We start from the raw sequence: 23,669 nt of genomic DNA, 5'->3' as shown, positions 1-23,669 counted from the left end.
GGCTAGGTTGGACGGTCATGCGACTCGGTGTGCTCGACGTAGGCTCCAACACCGTCCACTTCCTCGTGGTGGACGCCCACCCCGGCGCGGCCCCCCTGCCCGCCTACTCGCACAAGGCGGACCTGCGGCTCGCCGAGCTGCTGGACGCGGACGGGGCGATCAGCGAGATCGGCGTCGAACGGCTGGTCTCCATGGTCGCCTCCTCGCTGCGGGTCGCCGAGGACAAGGGCGTCGTCGACCTGCTGCCGTTCGCCACCTCCGCCGTCCGGGAGGCCGCCAACGGCGAGGAGGTGCTGCGCCGGGTCGAGGACGAGACCGGCGTCGCCCTCACCGTGCTGTCCGGCCAGGACGAGGCCCGGCTGACCTTCCTCGCCGTCCGCCGCTGGTTCGGCTGGTCCTCCGGCCGGCTGCTCAACCTCGACATCGGCGGCGGCTCCCTGGAGATCGCCTGCGGCCTGGACGAGCAGCCCGACGTCGCCACCTCCCTGCCGCTCGGCGCCGGCCGCCTCACCTCCCGCCTCCCGGGCGACGTCGCCGACCCCGGCGACATCCGCGAGCTGCGGCGGTACATCCGCGCCGAGATCGCCGGCACGGTCGGCGACATCGCCCGCCTCGGCGCGCCCGACCACGCGGTGGCCACCTCCAAGACCTTCAAGCAGCTCGCCCGGATGACCGGCGCCGCCCCCGAGGGCGCGGGCGTCCGCGTCCCCCGCAAGCTCACCCGGGCCGGCCTCTCCGCCTGGCTGCCCCGGCTCGCCGCGATGACGCCCGCCGAACGCGCCCGGATCCCCGGCGTCTCGCTCGGCCGGGCCCGCCAGCTGCTGGCCGGCGCGCTGGTCGCGGACGCCGCCATGGACCTGTTCGGCCTGGAGGAGCTGGACATCTGCCCGTGGGCGCTGCGCGAGGGCATCATCCTGCGCCGCCTCGACACCATGGACGGCCAGGACAGCCGGGTCGCGATCGAGGCCTGACCGGCAGTCAGGCCTCAACTCTGGCCTTCCGCTGGGAAATTCGTGTGCGAGCGCTTATGATCCCGGTGATTTCAGGGGGAGAGCACCACACCGGGGGGCCGCGATGCCAGTGCCGTTTGCCGACCGCAGAAGAGCGACGTGGCTGCTGGCCGCGGTCGGGGGCCTGCTGGTCCTCGCCGTGCTGGTGTCGCTGGCGCTGCTGCTGCCGGGGAAGGACGACCCGAAGCCGGTGGCGTCCGGGTCCGCCGGCGCGTCCGCCTCCGCCTCGCCGTCCGCCACGACGCCCACGCCGACGCCGACCTCCGGCGCCACGCCGAGCCCGTCCGCCTCCGCCACCTCGGGCGCCCCGGAGACCCCCGGCGCCGAGGGCACCCCCGACGACCCGGACGGCACGGCGGACGACGGGTCCACCGGGTCCACCGGGTCCGGCGGCGGGCGCCGCACCGGCGGCGGGAGCGGGCCCGTGCGGGTCGGCAGCCCCGGCACCCCCGCGCCGACCCGGCCCCAGACCCGGACTCCGACGCCCGGGGGCACGCCGAGCCCGAGCCCGTCGCCGTCCGGCTCCGGTTCGCCGTCCCAGAGCCCGAGCCCGAGTCCGTCCACCAGCCCGTCCCCGAGCCCGTCCACCAGCCCGTCGCCCAGCCCGTCGCCCTCGGACGGCTCGTGCCCGGCCGCGCTGGAGCCCCAGGTCATGATGACCTGCAATCTCGCCCCGGGCGGACCGACCCTGTTCCGGCTGCCGGTGTCGCAGGCGCGGGACATGGTGATCGTCCAGGTGTCCAGCAAGCTGTACGGCATGGTGCCGCGGCTGTTCGGCCCCGACGGCAAGCAGGTGGCCTGCGACGTCTCGCCGGACACCTACAGCTACGGCCCGGCCCGGTGCGTCACGAACGGGGCCGGCACGTACACGCTGCGGCTGTACGACTACGACACGAAGCCCCTGCCGATCACGCTCTCGTACCTGCCGGTGTTCTCCACCGACAAGTGCGTGGCCCTGAGCGCCGCCGACCGTTCGCTGGGCCGGCCCACCATGTACGACGGCGTGGTGCCGCCCGGCAAGGCGGGCGACTGCTACGCGGGCGACTTCGCCACGGGCGACCTGCTGCGGATGCTCCACTCCAGCCTGGTCGCCAGCGTGTTCGACGCCACAGGCGCGGAGGTCTGCTCCAAGGGCGACTGGTCCGTCCTGGACTGCCGGCTGGCCGGCACCGCCCCCTACCGGGTGGTCGTCCAGTACGGCGGCTACTCGGACCGGACGTACCGCCTGGCGCTGTCGCGGCTGTCGGGGCCGGAGGGCTGCCCGGTGGTCGAGCCGCAGGCGTACGGGGTGGCCCCCGACCTGACGGACGTCTCCCGCTGCCGGATTCTGCGGGTGCCCGCCGACGGCCACTACACGTTCCGCGGGACGGGCGAGATCGGCGACAAGTCCGGCGCCCTCTACCGGTCCGACGCCACCCAGCTCTGCCCGGACGGGGAGTGCGACCTCAAGGCCGGCGACTACACCTACACGGTGGCGCCGAGCATCTACGAGATCCCGTACGCGATGGTGCTCCGCTCGGCCACCGACACCCGCGGCTGCACCGTCGGCCGGGACGACCAGATGGCCTCCGGCGCGCCCGTCGAGACCTTCGACTCGGCCGGCCAGGACCGCTGCCGGACCTTGCCGACCGCGTCCGGCGACTCCGTCTTCCTGCGGAACGGGACGGCCAAGGGCGAGACGGTGCGCTACCGCGTGCTGGACGCCGCCGGCGCCGTGCAGTGCCAGGGCAACACCGTGTACGCCACCTACGACGTGTGCCGGCTGACCGGCGCCGCCCCGTTCCGGCTGGTGCTGACCGCCACCGGCGCGTTCAACTACCGGGTGATGATCCAGCGGGTCGGCGAGACCGCCGGCTGCGTCCCGTGGGCCGGCTCCGAGTACGGCACCGGCAGCGGCACCCGCACCGGCCTGTCCGGGACGCGGGCCGACGGCACGCTGGAGACCTGCTTCACCGTCCCCGCCGACCACCCGGCCGCCGAACTGCTCAACTACCGCCTGGAAGGGCCGCAGTTCGAGTCCGTGCTGCACCTGGCCGACCCGTCCGGCACGGAGTTCTGCCAGATCGTCGCCGGCCGGACCGACGTCTGCCGCCCGCCCGCCGGCCGGCCCTACACCGCGCTGCTGACCTACGGCCGCGGCCTGGGCGGCTACACGCTGGTCCGCCGGGACGCCACCCCGTCCGCGGCCTGCGACCTGCCCGCCTCGTCGGGCAAGGTCGGCGGCCCGGGCGCCGGCGTCGCCTTCGACACCTCCGTCGATGTGCACTGCACCACCTTCGACGCCGCCACCGCGGACCTGCTGAAGGTCGGCGTCCGCACCAACACCGACCAGACGTCCGCCGAGGTGACGGTGGTGGACGCCGAGGGCCGGACGGTGTGCCGGGACTGGAGCACCGAATGCCGGGTCACCGGCTCGACCCGCTACGTCGCGCTGGTGGCCGCCCGCAACCCGGGCGACCGGACCCCGTTCCCGGGCACGCTGGACGTCTGGCGGCTGGCCACCGCCGCCGGCTGGGCGCCGGAGTGCGCCGCCCACCCGGTCTCCGCCGACGGCTTCGACCAGCGCAGCGGAGTGCTCACCGACGCCGCGCCGCTGTACTGCGCGGTGCTGGAGATGCGGCCCGGGCAGCGGGTGGACGTCGCCGCGGCCAACGACGACTTCCTCGCCCGGCACGGGCTGACCGTGGCCGGCCGGGAGAACTGGGCCGACGCGGACACCGCCTACACGTGCACGCGGGACGACCCGAACACCGGGATCTCCACCGTCTGCACGTACAACGGCACGACCACCGGGCACGCGGTGCTGCTGTTCACTCCGGGCCGGGCCCACCTGCCGCTCGCGTTCACGCTGCAGGGCGCCCGGCCGGGCACCGGCACCGAACGCTCCGGCGTCCCGCAGTGGACCGGCCCGGCCGTGGCGACCGTCGGCGGCTACGTCGAGATGACCGTCCGCGGCACGGGGCTCGGCCTCAACAGCCAGCTCGACCTGCTCCCCGAGAACAACCGGTACGACAACCCGCCGGTGCGCCCGCTGTGGGTGAGCGCGGACGGCACCGAGCTGCACGTCCGGATCAATCTCGGGTCCGCCTACGTCGGCGGCTACGACCTGCTGGTCAGGGGCGCCGCCTACAAGAAGGGCGTCCCGTCGCCCGGCTACCTGCCCAAGGCGTTCCAGGTGGTCAAGGGCTAGGAACGGTTCGAGGTTCGGATCAGGTGGCTGGAGCCGGGGACTTCAGCCACCTGCCGGGCCCCTGAACCGAACTCACTCCGAAACGATCAGTCGGGGTGCCGGCCCGTCGGGCTCGACGGGGTAGCGGGCGAGGATCTTCTTCCTGTCGTCGGCGGACGGTCGGTGGAAGTACAGCAGCTCACGCGTCGTCCCGGCGCACTGCGCCGGCCCGGCCAGCACCGCCCGCTCCGTGTCGTCCATGACCAGCAGATCGCGTTCGGCGGCCAGCCCGGGCAGCTGGGCGAGGACGTCGAGGGCATTGTCGTCGTCCACCTCCAGCAACGCGTACGAGGTCGGCTCGGGCAGGCGGCCGGCCAGCGCCCGCGCGGCGTACTCCATCCGGACCGTGCAGTCCAGCCAGCCGAGGGCGCGTTCCGCCTCCGCCGGGTCGAACGCCCGGCAGATGACCTGCTGGATCGCCACATCGGCCACCGCCGCGTGCTTGGCGACGAAATGGTCGAGGTTGGTGCGCCACTGGCCGAGCATCTCCGCCGTGAGCTCGCGCCGCGTCTGGTAGGACAGCGCCTCCGGCTGGAACGCGAACGCCAGCCCCCGGCGCCGCAGCCGGTAGCCGAGCTCGGAGTCCTCCAGGCCCCAGCCCCGGAAGCCCTCGTCGAAGCCCCCGACCGCGAGCAGGTGCTCGCGGCGCACCGACAGGTTGCAGGTGAACGCGTAGTGCCAGCAGGTCTCCAGGTTGTCGAAGTTCTCCGAGAACTCGGCCAGCAGGAACTCCCGGCCGTCCCATCCGACGATCTCCGGCATCGCGTCGAGCGAGAACTCCCGGGCCAGGCGCTCGTCGTCGATCTCCCCCTCGGCCATGTCGCCCCGGGGTCCGGCCACGACCAGGTCGGTGCGGAGCCGGTGGTACCGGGCGTGCGCAGCGAGGAAGCCGGGTTCGACGACCTGGTCGGCGTCGACCAGGACGACCACGTCGCCGGAGGCCGCGCGGATCCCGGCGTTGCGCGCCGCCGCCCGGCCGGAGGCCGAGGTCCGCGGCAGGAACAGGTACTCCAGGGGGTAGGGCGGCGCCAGCGCGGCGAGGAGTTCCCCGGTGCCGTCGTCGGAGCCGTCGTCCACCACGACGACTTCGAACGAGTCGCCGGCGTCGAGCTCGCAGAGGGCCAGGCACGACAGCAGTCGCCGCACCTGCGGGCCCGCGTTGTAGGACGGGACGACCACGCTGATGTTCATCGTGACCCGACCAGGCGTGCGCTCACTTCGACTCCCCGTCCCGGTGTTCCGCCGCGGCCGCATCCCGCGCACGCCAGGGTCCCACAGGGCCGGCGGGCCGGGCTAGGAGCCGGTTCGGGGTTCCGATCCCGGTGGGGCTCGGTCGTCGGCTTGCGTCTCCGGCGGAACTCGGAGTCGTGGCGCGTTCCGACGTGAACCGTTCCCGGGCCCCGGGGCCACGTGCCGCATCGCACACCGGTCGGGATCCCGACGGGGCCGCGCCGTGCGCTTAACCTGGTTCGCGTGGTGGATTCAGCGGACCAGCGAAAGCCGAGGCGCGGCCCCCTGCCGTTGAAGGCGGCGCGGGCCGCCCGCGCGGCGCGGCGGAAGCTGGAGCGGCCGCCGCTGCTGCGCACCACGGACCGCCTGGTGCTGCCGCCGCACCCGGCGCTGCACGTGCCGGACACCAAGGTGGCGCTGTCGACGGCGTCGGTGTACCCGTCGACCACCGAGACGGCGTTCGAGCTGGCCTCGCGGCTCGGGTACGACGGCGTCGAGGTGATGGTCTGGAACGACCCGGTGAGCCAGGACGTGGAGGCGCTGCGGCGGCTCTCCGACACCTACGAGGTGCCGATCCTCGCGGTGCACGCCCCGTGCCTGCTGATCACCCAGCGGGTCTGGAGCAGCGACCCGTGGACCAAGCTGGTGCGGGCCCGGAAGGCGGCCGAGCGGCTCGGCGCGGACACCGTGGTGGTGCACCCGCCGTTCCGCTGGCAGCGGCAGTACGCCAAGGACTTCGTGGCGGGCATCGACCGGATGGCGGGGGAGACGCCGATCCGGTTCGCGGTGGAGAACATGTACCCGTGGCGCTACCGGGACCGCGAGATGCTGGCCTACGCCCCCGGCTGGGACGTCACCGAGGAGGAGTACCGGCACTTCACCGTCGACCTGTCGCACGCCGCGACCTCGCGGGTGGACGCGCTGGGGCTGGTGGACCGGATGGGGGAGCGGCTGGCGCACGTGCACCTGGCGGACGGCTCCGGGTCCGGCAAGGACGAGCACCTGATCCCGGGGCGCGGCAAGCAGCCGTGCGCGGAGCTGCTGGAGCGCCTGGCCCGGACCGGGTTCGACGGGCACGTGGTGCTGGAGGTCAACACCCGCAAGTCCGGCACCCCGGCCGACCGGGAGGCCGACCTCGCGGAGGCGCTGGCCTTCACCCGCCTGCACCTGGCGGCGGTCCGGCCCGCGTCCTGACGCCGCGTCAGTTCGTGAACCGGCGGACATGCCGCGGGGCCCGCGCCTAGAGTCGGCCCCATGATCGAACACCGAATGATCACCCGGCGGGCGGCGGGCCCGGCATGATCGGCGCCGACACCCACGTCCGACTGGCCCGACCCTCCCGCGACCTGGCGGCGGCCGAACGCTTCTACGTCGAGGGCCTCGGCCTGTCCGTGCTGTGGCGCACCACCGAGCGGGTGTCCGGCGAGCACGACCTGCTGATGGTCGGATTCCCGGGCGGCGCCTGGCACTTCGAGCTCGCCGTGGACCCGGAGCGCCCGGTCGAGCCGGCCCCCACCGTCGAGGACCTGTTCGTGCTGTACCTGGGCGAGCCGGTGGACGAGGCGCTGGTCGAGCGCCTGGTCGCGGCGGGCGGCCGCCGGGTGCCCGCGCACAACCCGTACTGGGACGAGTTCGGGGTGACGGTGCTGGATCCGGACGGCTACGGCCTGGTGCTGTGCTCCCGCACCTGGGGATGACGAGAGGACGAACCGATGAGTGACCTGCAGGCCCACGCGAGTTCCTTCGGCGCGGTCGCCGCCGAGTACAACGCGGCCCGCCCGTCCTACCCGGACGCGCTGTTCGACGAGCTGGAGCGGCTGTCCGGCCGCCCGCTGAACGGCGCGGACGTGCTGGACGTCGGCGCCGGCACCGGCATCGCCACCCGGCTGCTGGCCGGCCGCGGCGCCCGGGTGGTGGCGGTCGAACCCAGCGACGGGATGGCCGCGGTGTTCCGCGAGGTCAGCCCCGAACTGCCGGTGGTCAAGGCGGGCGGCGACGAACTGCCGTTCCACGACGCCTCGGTGGACTTCGTCACCTACGCGCAGGCGTTCCACTGGACCGACCCGGAGCGGTCGGTCCCGGAGGCCATGCGGGTGCTGCGCCCGGGCGGCGCGCTCGCCCTGTGGTGGAACGTCAAGGACTACGAGACCCCGTGGCTGGCCGCCCACCAGGAGCGGATGGCCGCCACCCTGCCCGGCTACCACTACTACGGCGGAGTGATCGCCGGGCCCGAGAAGTTGACCGAGGCGGGCCTGGAGGTGCGTGCGGCCTCGGTGCGCTGGGAGCGGCGGGTGACGGTCGATCAGGTGATCACCGACCTGACCTCCCGTTCGTACGTGGCGGTGCTGGACCCGGAGCGGCGCGCCCCGGTCCTGGCCGCCGAACGGGAGGCGCTGCTCGCCGAGTTCCCGGACGGGCAGCTGGTCGAGCCGTACCGGCTGGACCTGTACGTCGCCCCGAAGCCGTAGCCCGGGGCCTCGGCCCCGGCAGCCGCCCGCGCTGACCGCATCGCGGACACCTGGTCCGGATCGGGGCGGCGCGGGCGTAGGCTCGACGGACCCAGAAAAGTCCCGAAGGAGCGGCTCCGATGCCCCAGCTGAGGTCCAACACGGTCACCCAAGGTCGCAACATGGCGGGCGCGCGCGCCCTTCTGCGCGCCGCGGGCGTAGCCCGCGAGGACTTCGGCAAGCCGATCATCGCGGTCGCCAACTCCTTCACCGAGTTCGTCCCCGGCCACACCCACCTGCAGCCGGTCGGCCGGATCGTCTCCGAGGCGATCAAGCAGGCGGGCGGCATCCCGCGCGAGTTCAACACCATCGCGGTCGACGACGGCATCGCCATGGGCCACAACGGCATGCTGTACTCGCTGCCCTCGCGCGACCTGATCGCCGACTCGGTCGAGTACATGGTCAACGCGCACTGCGCGGACGCGCTGATCTGCATCTCCAACTGCGACAAGATCACCCCGGGCATGCTGATGGCCGCCCTGCGCCTCAACATCCCCACCGTGTTCGTCTCCGGCGGCCCGATGGAGGCCGGCCAGGCCACCCTGGTCGACGGCACCGTCCGCAAGCTGGACCTGGTGGACGCGATCTCCCAGGCGGTGAACGAGCAGGTCTCCGACGCGGACATCTCGATCATCGAGGAGAACGCCTGCCCGACCTGCGGCTCCTGCTCCGGCATGTTCACCGCCAACTCGATGAACTGCCTGACCGAGGCGATCGGCCTGTCGCTGCCCGGCAACGGCTCGGTGCTGGCCACCCACACTTCCCGCCGCGCCCTGTACGAGCAGGCCGGCCGTACGGTCGTGGACATCACCAACCGCTACTACGGCGGCGACGACGCCACCGTCCTGCCTCGCAACATCGCCACCCGCGCCGCGTTCGAGAACGCCATGGCGCTGGACATCGCGATGGGCGGCTCCACCAACACGATCCTGCACCTGCTGGCCGCCGCGCAGGAGGCGAAGGTCGACTTCGACATGCGGGCCATCGACGCGATCTCGCGCAAGGTGCCGTGCCTGTCCAAGGTCGCCCCGAACGGCAAGTACTACATGGAGGACGTGCACCGGGCCGGCGGCATCCCCGCCATCCTCGGCGAGCTGTACCGCGGCGGGCTGCTCAACGAGGAGGTGCACACCGTGCACTCCGACTCGCTCGCCGAGTGGCTCAAGACCTGGGACGTGCGCGGCGGTTCGCCCTCCGAGCAGGCCGTCGAACTGTGGCACGCCGCCCCGGGCTGCGTCCGCTCCGCCGAGGCGTTCAGCCAGTCCGAGCGCTGGGACACCCTGGACACCGACGCGGCCGGCGGCTGCATCCGCAGCGTCGAGCACGCCTACTCGGTCGAGGGCGGCCTGGCCGTGCTGTACGGCAACATCGCCGAGGACGGCTGCGTGGTGAAGACCGCCGGCGTGGACGAGTCGATCTGGCGCTTCCGCGGCAAGGCCGTGGTCTGCGAGTCCCAGGACGAGGCGGTGGAGAAGATCCTCGCCAAGCAGGTCGCCGAGGGCGACGTGGTGGTCATCCGCTACGAGGGCCCCAAGGGCGGCCCGGGCATGCAGGAGATGCTCTACCCGACGTCCTTCCTGAAGGGCCGCGGCCTGGGCAAGGCCTGCGCGCTGATCACCGACGGCCGGTTCTCCGGCGGCACCTCCGGCCTGTCCATCGGCCACGTCTCCCCGGAGGCGGCGTCCGGCGGCGCCATCGCCCTGGTCGAGGACGGCGACCCGATCACCATCGACATCCCGGCCCGCACCATCAACCTCGACGTCTCCTTCGAGGAACTGCACGAGCGCCGGCTCAAGCTGGAGTCGGGCAGCGGCTACCGCCCGAAGACCCGCGACCGGCAGGTCTCGGCCGCCCTCAAGGCGTACGCGGCGATGGCCACCTCCGCCGACAAGGGCGCCGTCCGGGACGTCAGCAAGCTCGGCTGACACCCCCCGCCCGCCCCAGCGTGCCGCCCGGGGCGGGCAGCCCGGCGTGGTGATAATCGGACGCGTGAGGACGACCACCACCGCCGACGGCGCGCCCGCCCCCGAGCCGATCCGCTTCTTCGGCACCACCTGGGTCGACCGCGACGCCGCCTACTGGCTGCGCCGCGCCCTGGTGTCGCTCGGCGCCCTGGCGGCCACCGCCGCCGGGGCGCTGCTGCTGCGCCTGGGCGTCTCCGGCGTCCGGCTCTCCGCCGCCGCCCCGCTCACCGTGCTGCTGTCCCTCGCCATCGGCATCTGCACCGCCCTGGCGGGCCTGCGCAACTGGAAGATCCTCACCGAGGGCCGGGACTCGCTCACCGGCTGGATGGCCGAGGACAAGGCCCTGGCCGGCGTCTGGCTGGTCGGCTCCGTCGGCGCCCTCGCCGTCTACTTCCTGCGCAGCCTGGTCGAGGCCCCCGGCGAGGGCCTCCGGCGCGCCGTCCACGACCAGCGGACCGCCACCTGGCAGCGCCGCCGGGCCGCCCGGGCGGAACGCGACGCCCGCAAGGCGGCCCGGCGGCGGGCCTGAACGGCCGTCAGGTGCGGCTGGCCGTCCCGCACCTGGTGTCGGTGCTCATCGGACGGCCCCAGTCGTACGGGTCGGTGGTCGGGCCGCCCCCGGGCGAGGCGCTGACGCCCTCGTCGGACCGGTCGGCGCGGAACGACGGCCGCAGGTAGCCGCCGTTGTAGCCGCAGAGCGTGTTGGACCACTCGCTGTTCATGTTGGCGACCCAGACCTTGTCCTTCTTCACCTGGAAGCGCGCCGGGTCGGCGAAACGGAGGTCGACCTTGCGGCGGACGATCTCCCGCTGCACCTCGACCGTCACCGGGTCGGCCTGGACCCAGGCCACCGACTTCGCGCCGGCCGTGCCGGTCGGCTGCCCCCCGCCGTTCGGCACGGGCTTCGCCGACGGCGAGGCCTTGCCGACCTGCGGGCCCGGCTTCAGTGCGTAGACGAAGGTGACGTCGGCGTGCACCAGCAGGCCCTGCTCGCCGTCGCCCTCGAAGCTGAGCAGACCCTGCACCTTCACCTGGTCGGTCACCGGCACCGCCCACGCCGGGTCGAAGCGGCTCACCCAGTCCGCCGGGTCGTGCTCCTCGCTCGGGTGGGCGAAGTCCGCCGCCATGCTGTCGGCGGTCTCCCGGCTCAGCAGGTCGATCGCGGCCTGCGGGTACGCGCCCGCCACCACCTTCGGGTCCAGGTTGGTCGCGACCAGGAACGCCTTCGCCAGCTCCAGGTCCTTGGCCACCCGCTCCTGGTCGAACACCCCGACCGCGGCGGCCTGCGGCAGCGCCAGCGCGTCCGCACCGGCCGGCCACGCCTCGGCGGGCGAACCCGCCCACGGCCGCTCCGGCGTCGGCGTCTCCGGGGCCACCTGCGGCGCCCTGCTGCTCGGCACGGCGGTCGCCGGACCCACCGACGGAAGCTCCGAGGACGACGCCTGCGGCTTCCCCTTCGGGTTCCCCTCCGCGACCATCACCGCGATCAGTGCCACCGGCACCAGCAGCGCCAGCAGCGCGGTGCGCACCGGATGCGGCTTCCTGATCTTCGGCGCCTTGGCGGCGCTCTCCGTGGGCGGCCGCCAAGGCCCGTTCTCCGGCGGCGGGTCGTCCTTCCAACGCGCCGTCAACATCCGGGCCCGGCCGGATGCTTCGGTGTTCTTCGCCCCCCGGACGAACTCCTCGTCCAGTACCAACCCCTCGAAGGGGTCCCCCTCGTGTCCGGGCTCGCCGCTCTCCGGCCCCGGCCCCTCTTTTCTCGGCACGGCCGGAAGTATGCCGACCACCGCCGACACGCCCGACACCGGGGGGCGGAACTACGCGTCCTTGCGGGCCGCCTTCACCGAACCGACCACACCCGCCACGCCCAGCAGCAGGCCCGCGGGCAGCAGCGACGTGAACAGCGCCCCGAACAGGCCCCAGTCGCCCAGCAGCCACAGGTTCAGGGTGTTCGCCAGCCACAGCGCCGCCGACGCCGGAACCGCCGACTGCCACGGGTGCTCCGCCGCCCAGCGCCGAAGCCGCCGGTCCCCGCCCTTGCGCAGCCGGCCGCCGACCGTGCCCACCAGGAAGAAGAAGAACAGCCCGAGGCCCACCGGCCCCGCCAGGATGTCCATCGACCAGTGCCCGGTCACCACGTCCACCGCGAGCGCGGCCCCACCGACCACCGCACCCACCGCCGTCGCCGTCCGCCACGGCCCGAGCGTCGCCGCGGCGACAGCGACCTGACGGTTCTCACGTCCTGACAACTCTCCGTGTCCCATGCCTCCACGGTGCTCCTCGGCCGCCCGGGAATCCAGCACCGGGATCCCTGAAATTCCCCCTACGGGGCGTGACCGCCACACCACGACGCCGGTGTCGGAGGCCTGCGGCAGACTGCTCGGATGACTCCGACTGCGCACGACTACGCCTGGCTCGCCGACTCCCGCTGGTTCGCCTGCTGCCTCCAGGACGGCTACTCCCTCACCCTGGTGCGCGGCCGCACCCCGCAGCAGGTGCTGGAGTCGATCGGCGCCGTCCCGCAGGGCTTCGGCGACGGCGCCGACGACCTGTTCGACTGCCAGGAGGAACTGCGCGAGTGGGTCGACGACCACCAGGACTCCTCGTTCGCCGTCGGCGCCGTCGCCGTGCCCGGCGCCGACGGTGACTGGACGCTGCTGCTCGCCCTCGACGGCGGCGGTGGAATGCCCCGCCACCTGGAGTCCCTGTCCCGCGGCGGCGCCACCGTCACCCACGACAGCAACGGCGGCAAGCCCATGCACATGTTCCACCACTACCTGGACGGCGAGCTGCGCACCTCCTTCGAACACCCGGCCTCGTCGCACGGCAGCGACCCGCGCGCCCTGGACGCGCTGCTGCACGAGCTCGGCCACCGGGACACCGCCGACACCCTTGAGCGGAAGGCCGTGGTCTTCGCGCTCTCCGAACGGCTCACCGGCGTCCGGATCACCGAAGAGACGGTCCGCGACGCCGAGTTCGTGCTCGGCGTGGTGCCCGACGAGGACGACACCGACTGACCGCCCGCAGGGTGGACGCCTGCGCCGCGGCGGCGGCGTTCCGGGGCAAGATGGCGGGCAGGAACCGCAGCGCACGGAGGGCCCCATGAGCAACAGCACCACCGCCGGCCAGAAGATCGCCTTCCTGGGCACCGGAAAGATCGGCGAAGCCCTGCTCTCCGGCCTGCTGCGGGCCGGCGCCGACCCGGCCGACGTCATGGTCACCGCCCGCCGCCCCGAGCGGGCCACCGAGCTCGCCGACCGCTACGGCGTCGCCACCGCGACCAACGCCGAGGCCGCCAAGCTCGCCGACACCCTGATCCTCGCCGTCAAGCCGCAGGACATGGGCACCCTGCTCGACGAACTCGCCGAGCACGTCGCCGCCGACAAGCTGATCGTCTCCGCCGCCGCCGGCATCCCCACCGCCTGGTTCGAGGACCGGCTCGCCCCCGGCACCCCCGTGGTCCGCGTCATGCCCAACACCCCCGTCCTGGTCGACGAGGGCATGAGCGTCATCTCCGGCGGCTCGCACGCCACCGAGGCCCACCTGGAGCGCACCGAGGCGATCTTCCGCTCGGTCGGCAAGGCGCTGCGCGTCCCCGAGAGCCAGCAGGACGCCGCCACCGCGCTGTCCGGCTCCGGGCCCGCCTACTTCTACTTCCTGGTCGAGGCGATGATCGACGCCGGCATCCTGCTCGGCCTGCCCCGCCAGGTCGCCCACGAGCTGATCGTGCAGTCCGCGATCGGCGCCTCGGTGATGCTCCGCGACTCCGGCGAGCACCCCGTCAAGCTGCGCGAGGCCGTCACCTCCCCGGCCGGCACCACCATCGCGGCCATCCGCGAGCTGGAGAACCACGGCGTCCGGGCCGCCCTGCTCGGCGCCCTCGAAGCCGCCCGGGACCGCTCCCGGGAACTGGCCACCGGCGGAAAGTAGTCTGGAGCAACGTGAGTTACGACCTGCTGATCCTCGACAACGACGGCGTCCTGGTGGACAGCGAGCCGATAGCCAACCGGGTGCTCGCCGAGTACCTCACCGAGCTCGGCTTCCCCACCACCGTCGAGGACTCCTACCGCGACTTCATGGGCACCGCCGCGCACCACGTCCACGACGTGATCGCCGAACGGTACGGGGCCGCCCTCCCCGAGGGCTTCGACGACCTGTTCCACGACCGGGTGTTCGCCGCGTTCGAGGGCGAACTCCGGCCCGTGCCCGGCGCCGAGAAGTTCCTGACCCACCTCCAGGAGCGGGGCGTCCGCTACTGCGTCGCCTCCTCCGCCCACCACTCCTGGATCCGCACCGCGCACCGGCTCACCGGCCTGTCCCGCCACTTCACCGACGACCTGCTGTTCTCCGCCCAGGACGTCGGCATCGGCAAGCCCGCCCCCGACCTGTTCCTGCACGCCGCTCGCACCATGGGCGCCGACCCGGCCCGCTGCCTGGTCCTGGAGGACAGCGCCAACGGCGTCCTCGCCGCCCGCGCCGCCGGAATGGACGTGTACGGGTACACCGCGCTCACCGACCCGGAGAAGCTCGACGCCGCCGGAGCCACCGGCCTCTACGCCGATCTGGAGCGGGCGGTCGACCTCCTGAACTGATCGCGTCCGCCCCCTCCCGCCCACGCCGCCCACCCCCTACGCTCTGGCCAACATCCTTCGTACCGGCCGGTAGCGTCGGTGGTGAGCGAGGTCCCGATGCAGGACACGGCCACGGCCGAACCCACCCCGAGACTCCGGCAGGCCCGCGTCGCGCTGACCCTCGCGTTCCTCCTCCAGGGCACCACCTTCGCCCTGCTGGTCACCTGCATACCCGAGATCCAGAAGCGCTACGGACTCGGCGACTCCCTGCTGCCGGTCTTCCTGGCCGCCGTCCCGATCCTGGCCGGCGTCGGCTCCATCGGCTCCGAGACGCTGGTGAAACGCACCACCGCCCGCGGCGTCCTGCGGGTCGTCCAGCCCGCCCTCTGCCTCACCCTCGGACTCACCGGCCTCGGCGACCGACTCTGGCAACTCGCCATCGCCCTCGGCCTGTTCGGCCTCCTGGTCGGCGCCCTCGACGCCTCCATGAACATGCTCGGCGTCGGCCTCCAGCACCGCTACGGCCGCAGCATCATGATCGGCTTCCACGCCGCGTTCAGCCTCGGCGGCATCGTCGGCGCCGCCCTCGCCGGCCTCGCCGCCCACTACGACGCCGGCCTGCCCGCCCTCTTCGGCGGCGCCGCGATCGTCCTCGCCCCCGCCGCGCTGCTGGTCGGCCGCCGCTTCGCCGGCCCCGCCGAGCTCGGCGACGCCGTCCGGGAAGCCGCCGAACTCGCCGCCCGCCGCATCCCCTGGCGCCCGCTGCTGCCGCTGTGCGCCGCGATGGCCTTCGCCTACATCGCCGACGCCTCGGTCTCCAACTACAGCGTCAAGTACCTCACCGACGGCCTCGGCAGCCGCGAGGACCTCGCCAAGCTCTCCTACCTCGGCTACATGGTCGCCATGCTGCTCGGCCGCGCCGTCGGCGACCGCGCCGTCCAGCGCTTCGGCGCGATCCCCGTCGTCCGCACCGGTGCGAGCCTGGCCGGCGCCGGCTTCCTGCTCGCCGCCACGGCCCCCGGCGCCTGGGCCGGCATCCTCGGCTTCACCGTCCTCGGCTTCGGCATCTGCGCGATCATCCCCCAGGTCTTCGCCGCCGGCGGCCGCCTCCTCCCGCACGCGAGCGACGCCGCCGTCGCCCGCCTCAACCTCTTCAACTACGCCGGCTTCCTGATCGGCTCCCCCCTCGTCGGCACCCTCGCCGAACTCTCCGACTACCGCTGGGCCTTCGGCGCCCCCATGCTCATGATCCTGGCGATCATCCCGCTGGCCCCCCACTTCGAGGGCGCGAAGCCACGGACGCGGGAAACTGCGCGAAGCGGACGGCAACCGGCGGCAGGACCGCGTCGCACGCCATGACCTGCGCCTGGGTGCGCCGCTGCCGGATACCGTGTGCCCATGGCAGAAACTTGCGGACTGCACCTCTACTGGGACGAAGCCGAAACCGGCTACGACTTCGGACCGGGCCACCCCATGGACCCGACCCGTCTCGCCCTGACGATGCGTCTGATCGAGTCCCTCGGCCTCGCCGAGCAGCCCTCCGTGACCGTCCGTTCCGCCCCCGCCGCCGGCGACTCCACGCTCCGCCTGGTGCACACCGCCGACTACCTGGCGGCCGTGAAGCGCGCCGCCGCCGACCCGTCCGGCACCGATCCCGTGCACGGCCTGGGCACCGACGACAACTGGTCGTTCCCGGGCCTGCACACCGCCTCCGCGCTGATCGCCGGCCAGTCGGTGGCCGCCGCCGAGGCGGTGTGGCGCGGGCAGACCCCGCACGCCGTCAACTTCGCCGGCGGGCTGCACCACGCGATGCCCGGCCAGGCGTCCGGGTTCTGCATCTACAACGACCCGGCCCTCGCCATCGCCCGCCTGCTGGAGCTGGGCGCGGAACGGGTCGCCTACATCGACGTGGACGTCCACCACGGCGACGGCGTCCAGCAGGCGTTCTGGAACGACCCCCGGGTGCTCACCGTCTCCGTGCACGAGAGCCCCAGCACCTTGTTCCCGCAGACCGGTTGGGCCACCGAGACCGGCGGCCCGGACGCCGAGGGAACCGCCGCGAACCTGGCGCTGCCCGCCGGCACCGGCGACGCGGGCTGGCTGCGGGCCTTCCACGCCCTCGTCCCCGAGCTGCTGGCCGCGTTCCGCCCGCAGGTGATAGTCAGCCAGCACGGCGCGGACACCCACATCGAGGACCCGCTCGCCCACCTCGCCGTCACCGTCGACGCCCAGCGCCTGATCGCCGAGTCGGTGCACCGCCTCGCCCACCAGTACGCCGACGGCCGCTGGGTGGCCACCGGTGGCGGCGGGTACGCGGTGGTCGACGTGGTGCCCCGCACCTGGACGCACCTGGTGGCCACCGCCGCCGGCCACCCCGTCGACCCGGCCACCGAGACCCCCGAGGAGTGGCGCGCCGAGGTCTACCGGCTGACCCGCCGCCCCGCCCCGCTGCGGATGACCGACGGCGCCGACCCCGACTGGGCGGACTTCCACGACGGCGGCTACGACCCCGCCGACCGGCTCGACCAGGCGATCCTGGCCACCCGCCGCGCCGTCCTCCCGCACCACGGACTGCTCCCGTGACCGCGACCGCGTCCGCGGTCGCGACCGCCCGCGAGGACCTCCGCGCCCATCTGCTGAAGCACCGCCTGGCCGGCCCCGACGTGCCCACTCCCCGGCAGAACAACCTGCGGCACTACCGGCTGTTCGCCCAGGGCGACCCCAAGGCGCTGATGGGCCTCGCCCCGGAGCCCCGCCGCGACCAGGACGCGGTGCTGCGGCTGATGGCCGAACGGGTCGGCGTCGACCCCGACCCCCGGTACGCCGAGGGCCCCGACACCATCGACCCCGAACTCACCCTCGCCGCGCTGGACCGCCTCGCCGCGCTGCTGCGCCGCACCGCCGACCGCCGCGGCAGCGTGCTGGCCGGCACCGGGCACCCGACCAAACTGGCCGGCTTCCACGGGGCGCTCGTAAGGGCGCTCGAAGCGGCGGGCTGCCCCGTGCACACCCCTGCGCGGGGCGTGCGCTTCCGTGAGCCCACCCCGGAGGGTGACCGCCCCCGTTACCTCGACGTGGTCGACCGGGTGCTGGTGATGCGCGCCCTGGACGGCCCCGAACGCCCCGGCCGACCGGGCCCGGGCGACCTCGCCCACACCCACTCCGCGCTGCCCGTCCAACTGGCCGTGGCCGCCCTCGCCGACGCCGGGCACCGCCCTCCCGACCTGGTCCTGGGCGACCACGGCTGGCTGTGCGGCGCCGGCCGCCTCGGCATCCCGGCCGGCGGGATCGCCGACTGCAACGACGTCGCCCCGTTCGCCGCCGAGGCGGACGGTCTGGTCCGGGTGGTCGTCCCGCTGGAGGACGGTTCCGCCCCGTCCTGCTACCGCCCGTTGAGCGACTACGTACTGCAACGGGCGGATCTCGCACCGTACAACAGTTGACGGCCACCCCCTTCCCACCCGTACCACCCATAACTACTCTGGGGATACACGTGTGCCGGTGGAGTCACCGGAGGGGAAGCCGGTGCCTTGCACACGGGTAAGGGTCGGGTGAGGGTCATGAGCGAGCGTCCCCTGCAGGATGTGGTCTTCCTGACCGTCGCCGAGGTCGCCTCGGTGATGCGGGTCTCGAAGATGACGGTCTACCGTCTCGTGCACAGCGGCGAACTTCCGGCCATCAGGGTCGGACGCTCGTTCCGGGTGCCCGAGCAGAAGGTGCACGAGTACCTCCAGGAGTCCTACGTGCGGCTGCAGAGCGCGTAGTCTGCAACCGCCACGGGACACCGATTACGGCAAACGCGAGGTGGACGGTAGGCTAGGCCCTCCGTCAGTCGTATGGACTCCCGTTCCTCACGGGCGCGGGTCCGAGTGAGCGAGGAATGTTCCGTGGGCTCTGTCATCAAGAAGCGTCGCAAGCGTATGGCCAAGAAGAAGCACCGCAAGCTTCTCAAGCGCACTCGTGTGCAGCGTCGCAACAAGAAGTAACACCGCCTGCGGTCGCCTCGCGCCGCCAGGTTCCACCACTGCCCGTCACCGGATGATTTCCGGCGGCGGGCAGTGGCGTTTCCGCTCCCGCGACCGCGGCGCGGTACGGTGCAGGCCAGGGGGAAGGCAGCACCGGCAGCCAGGGAGGTCGCGGCAACGTGGGCAAGGTCGTGCTCGTCACCGGTGTGGCGCACTGGCTCGGTGCGCGGTTCGCTGGGCAGATCGCCGGACAGCCCGGCGTGGACCGGGTGGTCGGCGTGGACGCCGGCCCGCCGCCGGCCGCGCTGCCGTTCGGCGTGGAGTACGCGCAGGTCGACCTGCGCCGGCCGGCGATCGCCCGGGTGATCGCCGAGCACGAGGTCGACACCGTGGTGCACCTGCACGTCACCTCGCTCGGGCACGGCGGCCGGGCGCTGGTGAAGGAGACCAACGTCATCGGCACCATGCAGCTGCTCGGGGCGTGCCAGAAGGCCCCCGGCGTACGCCGTCTGGTGGTCAAGTCCACCACCGCCGTCTACGGCTCCGCGCCGCGCGACCCGGCGGTGTTCGGCGAGCGGATGCAGCCCAAGGCGCTGCCGGCCGGCGGCTTCGCCCGGGACGCCGCCGAGGTGGAGGGCTACGTCCGCGGGTTCGCCCGCCGCCGCCCCGACGTCGCGGTGACCGTGCTGCGGTTCGCCAACATCCTCGGCGCGCACGGCGACACCCCGCTGACCGCGTACTTCCGGCTGCCGCTGCTGCCGACCGCGCTCGGCCACGACCCGCGCCTGCAGTTCGTCCACGAGGACGACGCGCTGGAGGTGCTGCGGCTGGCCGCGCTGGACGCGCCGAGCGGCACCTACAACGTGGCGGGCGACGGCGTGCTGCTGCTCTCCCAGTGCGCCCGCCGGCTCGGCCGGCCCACCGTGCCGCTGCTGCGGCCCGCGCTCGGCGTGGTCGGCCGGCTGGCCCGGCAGCTGACCGCCCCCGCGGACCGCGCGTTCTCCCAGGAGCAGCTCCAACTGCTCACCCACGGACGGGTGGTGGACACCGCGCTGCTGCGCGGCACGTTCGGCTACACCCCCCGCTGGAGCACCTCCGAGGCGTTCGCCGACTTCGCCGCGCATGTGAAGCCCGGCCCGCTGCCGCCGGCCCGGCTGACCGCCGTCACCGACCGGCTCACCGACCTGCTCGCCGACCACCGCCCCACCGAACCAGAGGAGTTGAGGCCGCGATGACAGCCGCCCGGGAGCCCGCCGACCCGGCGGCCAAGGTCATCCCGATCGAGTCCGCGCCGAGCTGGTCCGGCCCCGAGCCGCGCCCGGCGCTGGCCGACCGGCTGGCCGACGGCGTCGGCGCGGCGCTCTCCGGCCAGCTCGGTGCGACCGCGACCCGACTGCTCGGCAAGGGCTGGGAGCAGCGCGCCGCCGGCGGACTCGGCTTCCTGCGCCGCCGGCTGACGGGTGACTACGAGGTCGACGACTTCGGCTTCGACCGGGAGCTGACCGAGGAGGTGTTCCTCGCGATGCTGCGGCCGCTGGCGGAGAAGTACTTCCGGATCGACGTCCGCGGCACCGAGCACATCCCGGCCGACGGCGGTGTGCTGATCGTCGCCAACCACTCCGGCACCATCCCGCTGGACGCGCTGATGACGCAGGTCGCGGTGCACGACCACGCCGACCGGCACCTGCGGATGCTGGCCGCCGACCTGGTGTTCGTGCTGCCGGTGGTCAACGAGCTGGCCCGCAAGGCCGGGCACACGCTGGCCTGCAACGAGGACGCGCAGACGCTGCTGGAACGCGGCGAGGTGGTCGGGGTCTGGCCGGAGGGCTTCAAGGGCATCGGCAAGCCGTTCGCCGACCGGTACAAGCTCCAGCGGTTCGGCCGCGGCGGCTTCGTGGCGTCCGCGCTGCGGGCCGGGGTGCCGATCGTGCCGTGCTCGATCGTCGGGGCGGAGGAGACCTACCCGATGATCGGCAACTTCAAGACGCTGGCCCGGCTGCTCGGCCTGCCGTACGTGCCGATCACGCCGACCTTCCCGTGGCTGGGCCCGCTCGGGGCGATCCCGCTGCCGACCAAGTGGACCATCCAGTTCGGCGAGCCGATCCCGACGGACAGCTACCCGAAGGACGCCGCCGACGACCCGATGCTGGTGTTCAACCTGACCGACCAGGTGCGGGAGACCATCCAGCACACGCTGTACAAGCTGCTGGTGCAGCGCCGCTCGGTCTTCGGCTGACGGGCCGCCGCTCCGCGCTCCCGGCGCGGGGCGGCGACCCGCCCGGCTCAGCCGAGCGTGAGGCCGGGCAGCAGCCCCGGGAGGAGCGGCGGCAGGTTCAGGCCCTGGCTGCCGTCCGCCGGTGCGGCGGGGGAGGCCGACGGGGCCGGGGCCGCGCCGCCCTGGGCCGGCGGGGCGGCCGGCGAGGGCGTGGCACCGGTGAGGTTGCCCAGCAGGTCGCCCAGACCGGGCTTGGCGGACGGGGTGGCCGACGGGGTGGCCCGCCCGGCGGACCCGCCCGCCGGGCCCTGCCCGGCGCCGCTGCCGGTGCTCGCGGTGTCGCCGCCGGCCGGCCGGCCCGCCTTGGAGTCGCCGGTGCCGCCGGCGGCCCCGCTGCCGTCGCTGCCCTGGCCGGCGACCTCCACCAGCCGCAGGGGCGCGACGTCCTCGCTTATGTCGCTGAACAGGCGGTCCACCTTGTCGGCCTGGCCGGCCAGGCCGGACGGCAGCCGGGACTGCAGCGCCGACCAGCGCTCGTCCTGCCCGGCGAAGCCGGCGAGTTGGCGCATCGGGGCGAGCGAGCCGTTGGAGCGGTAGACCGCGCGCAGCAGGTCGCGGCCGCGCAGGGCCTCGGCGTGCATGTCGTCGAGGGCGCGGCGGACCTGGTCGACCGTGGCGGGGCTGAGCGTGTCGCCCGGGTCGGTCCGGCCGAGCAGGGACTGCGCCTCGTCGAGCCGGGTGGAGGCCTGCTGGAGGAGCAGGGCGCCACGCTCGGAGTCGCTGTCGGCCCAGTCGAGGCGGAGCCCTTCGAGGCCGCGCTTCATGCCGTACAGGGCGTCCCCGGGGAGGGCGCCGGTGGAGGCGGCGGCGGCCCCGGCGAAGGAGCCGACGGCGACGCCCGCGACCAGTCCGCCGATCGCCAGGCGGCGGCCCCAGCGGCTCCGCCGGATGCGCCCGCGGCGCTGGACGGGGATGACCGCCGTGGGGGCGCCCTCGGCCCACTGCTGCTCGAACGCGGCCATCAGCCGGGCGCGTTGGACCGTCCGCGTCTCGGCGGCGAGCCCGGGGGCGGGGAGCGCGCCGAGGGCGTCGGCCATGGTGAGCAACTCGGCCATGGCGGCGGAGCCGGCCCGGTGCGCGCCACTGCTCCGGTGGTCACTCTGGTGGGCCTCCAGCGCCTCGGCGAAGGACTTCGCCCGCCGGTGCTCCAGCATGTTTGCCGTCACGGGCCACACCTCCCTTCGTCGTTTTCGACACCGTGGCCCGGCGGTTGGTTGTCCCGGCGGGCCCACACCACACCATCGGGTGACAGTTCGAGTTGCCTCTTGACTGTGGGCCCGGTGGCGGATTGCACGCTGGCCAACGAGCGGTGTCGGGAGTCGGTTACGCACGACCCCCCTGGCGTATTAAGCAGAGCAGATGACCGCTCTCTCACCCGGACGGGCAAGCGCCAGAGGCAGATTGACGGCGCGTCAGGCAGAAGGTGAGCCGGCGAGGGGCGCACCGGGCCCCGGCGCGCCGCCAACGGGCGCGCCGGGCGCGGGTGTTCGGGCCGGGGTCTGCAGGGTGTCGGGTCCACGGGCGGCGGACTACCGGGCGTCCGGCGGCAGCAGGCGGGCCAGCGTGCGCACCGCCCGGTACTGCAGGGTCTTGATGGCGCCCTCGTTCTTCCCCATGATCCGGGCCGTCTCGGCGACCGAGAGGCCCTGCAGGAAGCGCAGCGTGACGCACTCCTGCTGCTGCGGGTTGAGCCGGCGCACCGCGTCCAGCAGGGCGGCGTTGGAGAGCGACTCCAGCACCGACTCCTCGGGGCTGCGCTCGCACTCGTTGGAGTCGAGCATCTCGCCGGTGGTGACCTCCAGCCGGAACCGGCTGGACTTGAAGTGGTCGGCCACCAGGTTGCGGGCGATGGTGACCAGCCAGGCGCCGAAGTCGCGGCCCTGCCAGGTGAAGGTGCCGATCCGGCGCAGCGCGCGCAGGAACGTCTCGCTGGTGAGGTCCTCGGCGGTGGCCCGGCTGCCGACCCGGTAGTAGATGTACCGGTAGACGGTGTCGGCGTAGTGGTCGTAGAGCCGGCCGAAGGCCTCGCTCTCGCCGTTCTGGGCGCGTTCGACCAGGTCGACGACGGGGTTGTGCTCGGTGTCGTAGCCGGGGCCGGCGGGGGCGGTGCGGGCGCGGCCGCGGGTGCCGGGGGAGGGGACGGTCCGGCTGCGCGGGGCGGCGGCGGGCGAGCCGGCGGCAGTGGAGCGCAGCAGGGGCGAGGCGAACGCGGCGGGGGCGGGCGCGGCGAACGCGGGGCCGGCCACCGCGGGTTCGGGGACCAGCAGTTCGAACTCGCGGATCGCGGCCCACAACCGCTCCAGGCGCACACCGCGGCGCAGGCCGGCGGTCGACGGGCGGGAGGTGGCTGGCGCGTCGTTCCGGACGGGTGGGTACACGGGACTCCCAGAGGCAGAACTGTGGACGGATCACCTCCGCCTGCGCGGAGCAGCACGCCGCATTGACCACCCGTCACGGGGACGTTCGGGGTGGCGTGCATCCAGGAGAGAATAACGCTTTGTGCAATGACAGCTACACCGCGTGGTCGAAGTGGTCGAACAAAGTCCACTTCTTGTGCATATTCACCTACGGGTGACCGGAGTTGACACCATTTCACCGACCCAACGCGACCACTTGCGTGCGCCAGGTGACCGAACGGTGACGGAGGTCCGGGGTTTCCCCGGTCGGGGCGGTCTCAACCCACGACTTTGGCGGACTGTCGAACGATCATTTCCGGTCACGGTCGAGAGGCCTGTTCAGGCCCCTCGCGGCCGGATCGCGGGGCGTGCCGGGACCACCCGTCGGGGGGCGTGTCGGAGGCGGCGGGTTGACGCCCGGTCAAGATCGCGCCGGGTGACGGAGGGGGCCGGTCGTGCGGTGACGGCGGGTCAGGCCTGTCGGCGGCGGCGCATCGCCACCGCGGTCGCGGCCGCCCCGGC

At 73.6% G+C, this 23,669-nt stretch carries 22 protein-coding genes; 17 read left to right on the top strand and 5 right to left on the bottom strand.

The window, feature by feature from the left end; genetic code table 11:
- Window positions 1–17: 17 nt before the first annotated feature.
- Together IEZ12_RS09255 and IEZ12_RS09250 are read left to right on the top strand one after the other, a co-directional pair.
- Window positions 18–971, top strand: coding sequence for a Ppx/GppA family phosphatase (locus tag IEZ12_RS09255; protein ID WP_189271557.1), 954 nt, complete (start codon window positions 18–20; stop codon window positions 969–971).
- 103 nt (window positions 972–1,074) lie between these two features.
- Window positions 1,075–4,200 (top strand): hypothetical protein, encoded by a 3,126-nt coding sequence (locus IEZ12_RS09250; protein ID WP_189271556.1) that lies wholly within the window; start codon window positions 1,075–1,077, stop codon window positions 4,198–4,200.
- A 72-nt stretch (window positions 4,201–4,272) separates the two neighbouring features.
- Here IEZ12_RS09250 and IEZ12_RS09245 read toward each other — a convergent pair whose 3' ends face one another.
- The gene (locus tag IEZ12_RS09245) at window positions 4,273–5,430 is read right to left on the bottom strand and encodes a glycosyltransferase family 2 protein (protein WP_189271555.1); all 1,158 of its coding nucleotides are present in this window, start codon (window positions 5,428–5,430) and stop codon (window positions 4,273–4,275) included.
- Window positions 5,431–5,835: 405 nt separating this feature from the next.
- Between IEZ12_RS09245 and IEZ12_RS09240 the strand changes: the two genes are divergently transcribed.
- The 5 genes from IEZ12_RS09240 to IEZ12_RS09220 all read left to right on the top strand — a co-directional run bounded on the left by IEZ12_RS09240 (window position 5,836) and on the right by IEZ12_RS09220 (window position 10,469).
- A complete protein-coding gene (locus tag IEZ12_RS09240) occupies window positions 5,836–6,663 on the top strand; it encodes a sugar phosphate isomerase/epimerase family protein (protein ID WP_189271610.1) in 828 nt (275 codons plus the stop codon).
- A gap of 104 nt (window positions 6,664–6,767) precedes the next feature.
- The gene (locus IEZ12_RS09235; RefSeq protein WP_100587084.1) at window positions 6,768–7,166 is read left to right on the top strand and encodes a VOC family protein; all 399 of its coding nucleotides are present in this window, start codon (window positions 6,768–6,770) and stop codon (window positions 7,164–7,166) included.
- Between the two features lie 15 nt (window positions 7,167–7,181).
- The gene (locus IEZ12_RS09230) at window positions 7,182–7,937 is read left to right on the top strand and encodes a class I SAM-dependent methyltransferase (RefSeq protein ID WP_189271554.1); all 756 of its coding nucleotides are present in this window, start codon (window positions 7,182–7,184) and stop codon (window positions 7,935–7,937) included.
- A 119-nt stretch (window positions 7,938–8,056) separates the two neighbouring features.
- Window positions 8,057–9,901 carry a dihydroxy-acid dehydratase gene (ilvD, locus tag IEZ12_RS09225; RefSeq protein WP_189271553.1) on the top strand — a complete coding sequence of 615 codons (1,845 nt, stop codon included), beginning with the start codon at window positions 8,057–8,059 and terminating at the stop codon, window positions 9,899–9,901.
- Between the two features lie 64 nt (window positions 9,902–9,965).
- Window positions 9,966–10,469: a hypothetical protein gene (locus IEZ12_RS09220; RefSeq protein WP_189271552.1), complete on the top strand. Its 504-nt coding sequence runs from the start codon at window positions 9,966–9,968 to the stop codon at window positions 10,467–10,469.
- A 7-nt stretch (window positions 10,470–10,476) separates the two neighbouring features.
- Here IEZ12_RS09220 and IEZ12_RS09215 read toward each other — a convergent pair whose 3' ends face one another.
- Both IEZ12_RS09215 and IEZ12_RS09210 read right to left on the bottom strand, forming a co-directional pair.
- On the bottom strand, window positions 10,477–11,706 hold the full coding sequence (locus IEZ12_RS09215; RefSeq protein WP_189271551.1) for an SCO2583/SCO2584 N-terminal domain-containing protein: 1,230 nt from the start codon (window positions 11,704–11,706) through the stop codon (window positions 10,477–10,479).
- Window positions 11,707–11,757: 51 nt separating this feature from the next.
- The gene (locus tag IEZ12_RS09210; RefSeq protein WP_189271550.1) at window positions 11,758–12,189 is read right to left on the bottom strand and encodes a hypothetical protein; all 432 of its coding nucleotides are present in this window, start codon (window positions 12,187–12,189) and stop codon (window positions 11,758–11,760) included.
- Between the two features lie 135 nt (window positions 12,190–12,324).
- Here IEZ12_RS09210 and IEZ12_RS09205 point away from each other — a divergent pair, with 135 nt between their 5' ends.
- The 10 genes from IEZ12_RS09205 to IEZ12_RS09160 all read left to right on the top strand — a co-directional run bounded on the left by IEZ12_RS09205 (window position 12,325) and on the right by IEZ12_RS09160 (window position 20,712).
- The gene (locus tag IEZ12_RS09205; RefSeq protein WP_189271549.1) at window positions 12,325–12,957 is read left to right on the top strand and encodes a DUF6461 domain-containing protein; all 633 of its coding nucleotides are present in this window, start codon (window positions 12,325–12,327) and stop codon (window positions 12,955–12,957) included.
- A gap of 85 nt (window positions 12,958–13,042) precedes the next feature.
- Window positions 13,043–13,870, top strand: coding sequence for a pyrroline-5-carboxylate reductase (gene proC, locus IEZ12_RS09200; protein WP_189271548.1), 828 nt, complete (start codon window positions 13,043–13,045; stop codon window positions 13,868–13,870).
- An 11-nt stretch (window positions 13,871–13,881) separates the two neighbouring features.
- On the top strand, window positions 13,882–14,532 hold the full coding sequence (locus tag IEZ12_RS09195) for an HAD family hydrolase (RefSeq protein WP_189271547.1): 651 nt from the start codon (window positions 13,882–13,884) through the stop codon (window positions 14,530–14,532).
- A gap of 96 nt (window positions 14,533–14,628) precedes the next feature.
- Window positions 14,629–15,870, top strand: coding sequence for an MFS transporter (locus tag IEZ12_RS09190; protein WP_189271546.1), 1,242 nt, complete (start codon window positions 14,629–14,631; stop codon window positions 15,868–15,870).
- Window positions 15,871–15,909: 39 nt separating this feature from the next.
- Window positions 15,910–17,094, top strand: coding sequence for an acetoin utilization protein AcuC (locus tag IEZ12_RS09185; protein WP_189271545.1), 1,185 nt, complete (start codon window positions 15,910–15,912; stop codon window positions 17,092–17,094).
- Window positions 17,091–17,954, top strand: coding sequence for a phosphatase (locus IEZ12_RS09180; protein ID WP_189271544.1), 864 nt, complete (start codon window positions 17,091–17,093; stop codon window positions 17,952–17,954). Before IEZ12_RS09185 ends, IEZ12_RS09180 begins: the two co-directional genes overlap by 4 nt.
- Window positions 17,955–18,071: 117 nt before the next feature.
- Complete coding sequence (locus tag IEZ12_RS09175; protein WP_035863710.1) at window positions 18,072–18,275, top strand: helix-turn-helix domain-containing protein; 204 nt, start codon at window positions 18,072–18,074, stop codon at window positions 18,273–18,275.
- Window positions 18,276–18,347: 72 nt separating this feature from the next.
- Window positions 18,348–18,497, top strand: a complete 150-nt coding sequence (locus IEZ12_RS09170; protein ID WP_425268772.1) for a 30S ribosomal protein bS22 — start codon at window positions 18,348–18,350, stop codon at window positions 18,495–18,497.
- 158 nt (window positions 18,498–18,655) lie between these two features.
- The gene (locus IEZ12_RS09165; protein WP_189271543.1) at window positions 18,656–19,711 is read left to right on the top strand and encodes an NAD-dependent epimerase/dehydratase family protein; all 1,056 of its coding nucleotides are present in this window, start codon (window positions 18,656–18,658) and stop codon (window positions 19,709–19,711) included.
- Window positions 19,708–20,712 carry a lysophospholipid acyltransferase family protein gene (locus IEZ12_RS09160; RefSeq protein ID WP_189271542.1) on the top strand — a complete coding sequence of 335 codons (1,005 nt, stop codon included), beginning with the start codon at window positions 19,708–19,710 and terminating at the stop codon, window positions 20,710–20,712. The genes IEZ12_RS09165 and IEZ12_RS09160 overlap by 4 nt, the downstream gene beginning before the upstream one ends.
- Before the next feature lie 47 nt (window positions 20,713–20,759).
- Here IEZ12_RS09160 and IEZ12_RS09155 read toward each other — a convergent pair whose 3' ends face one another.
- The gene (locus IEZ12_RS09155; RefSeq protein ID WP_189271541.1) at window positions 20,760–21,917 is read right to left on the bottom strand and encodes a DUF5667 domain-containing protein; all 1,158 of its coding nucleotides are present in this window, start codon (window positions 21,915–21,917) and stop codon (window positions 20,760–20,762) included.
- 363 nt (window positions 21,918–22,280) lie between these two features.
- On the bottom strand, window positions 22,281–23,129 hold the full coding sequence (locus IEZ12_RS09150) for an ECF subfamily RNA polymerase sigma factor, BldN family (protein WP_369880211.1): 849 nt from the start codon (window positions 23,127–23,129) through the stop codon (window positions 22,281–22,283).
- Window positions 23,130–23,669 lie beyond the last annotated feature (540 nt).

Source organism: Kitasatospora griseola, from assembly GCF_014648555.1.
In the GTDB taxonomy this organism is placed as follows: Bacteria; Actinomycetota; Actinomycetes; order Streptomycetales; family Streptomycetaceae; genus Kitasatospora; species Kitasatospora griseola.
This window is presented reverse-complemented; position numbering and strand designations above follow the sequence as displayed.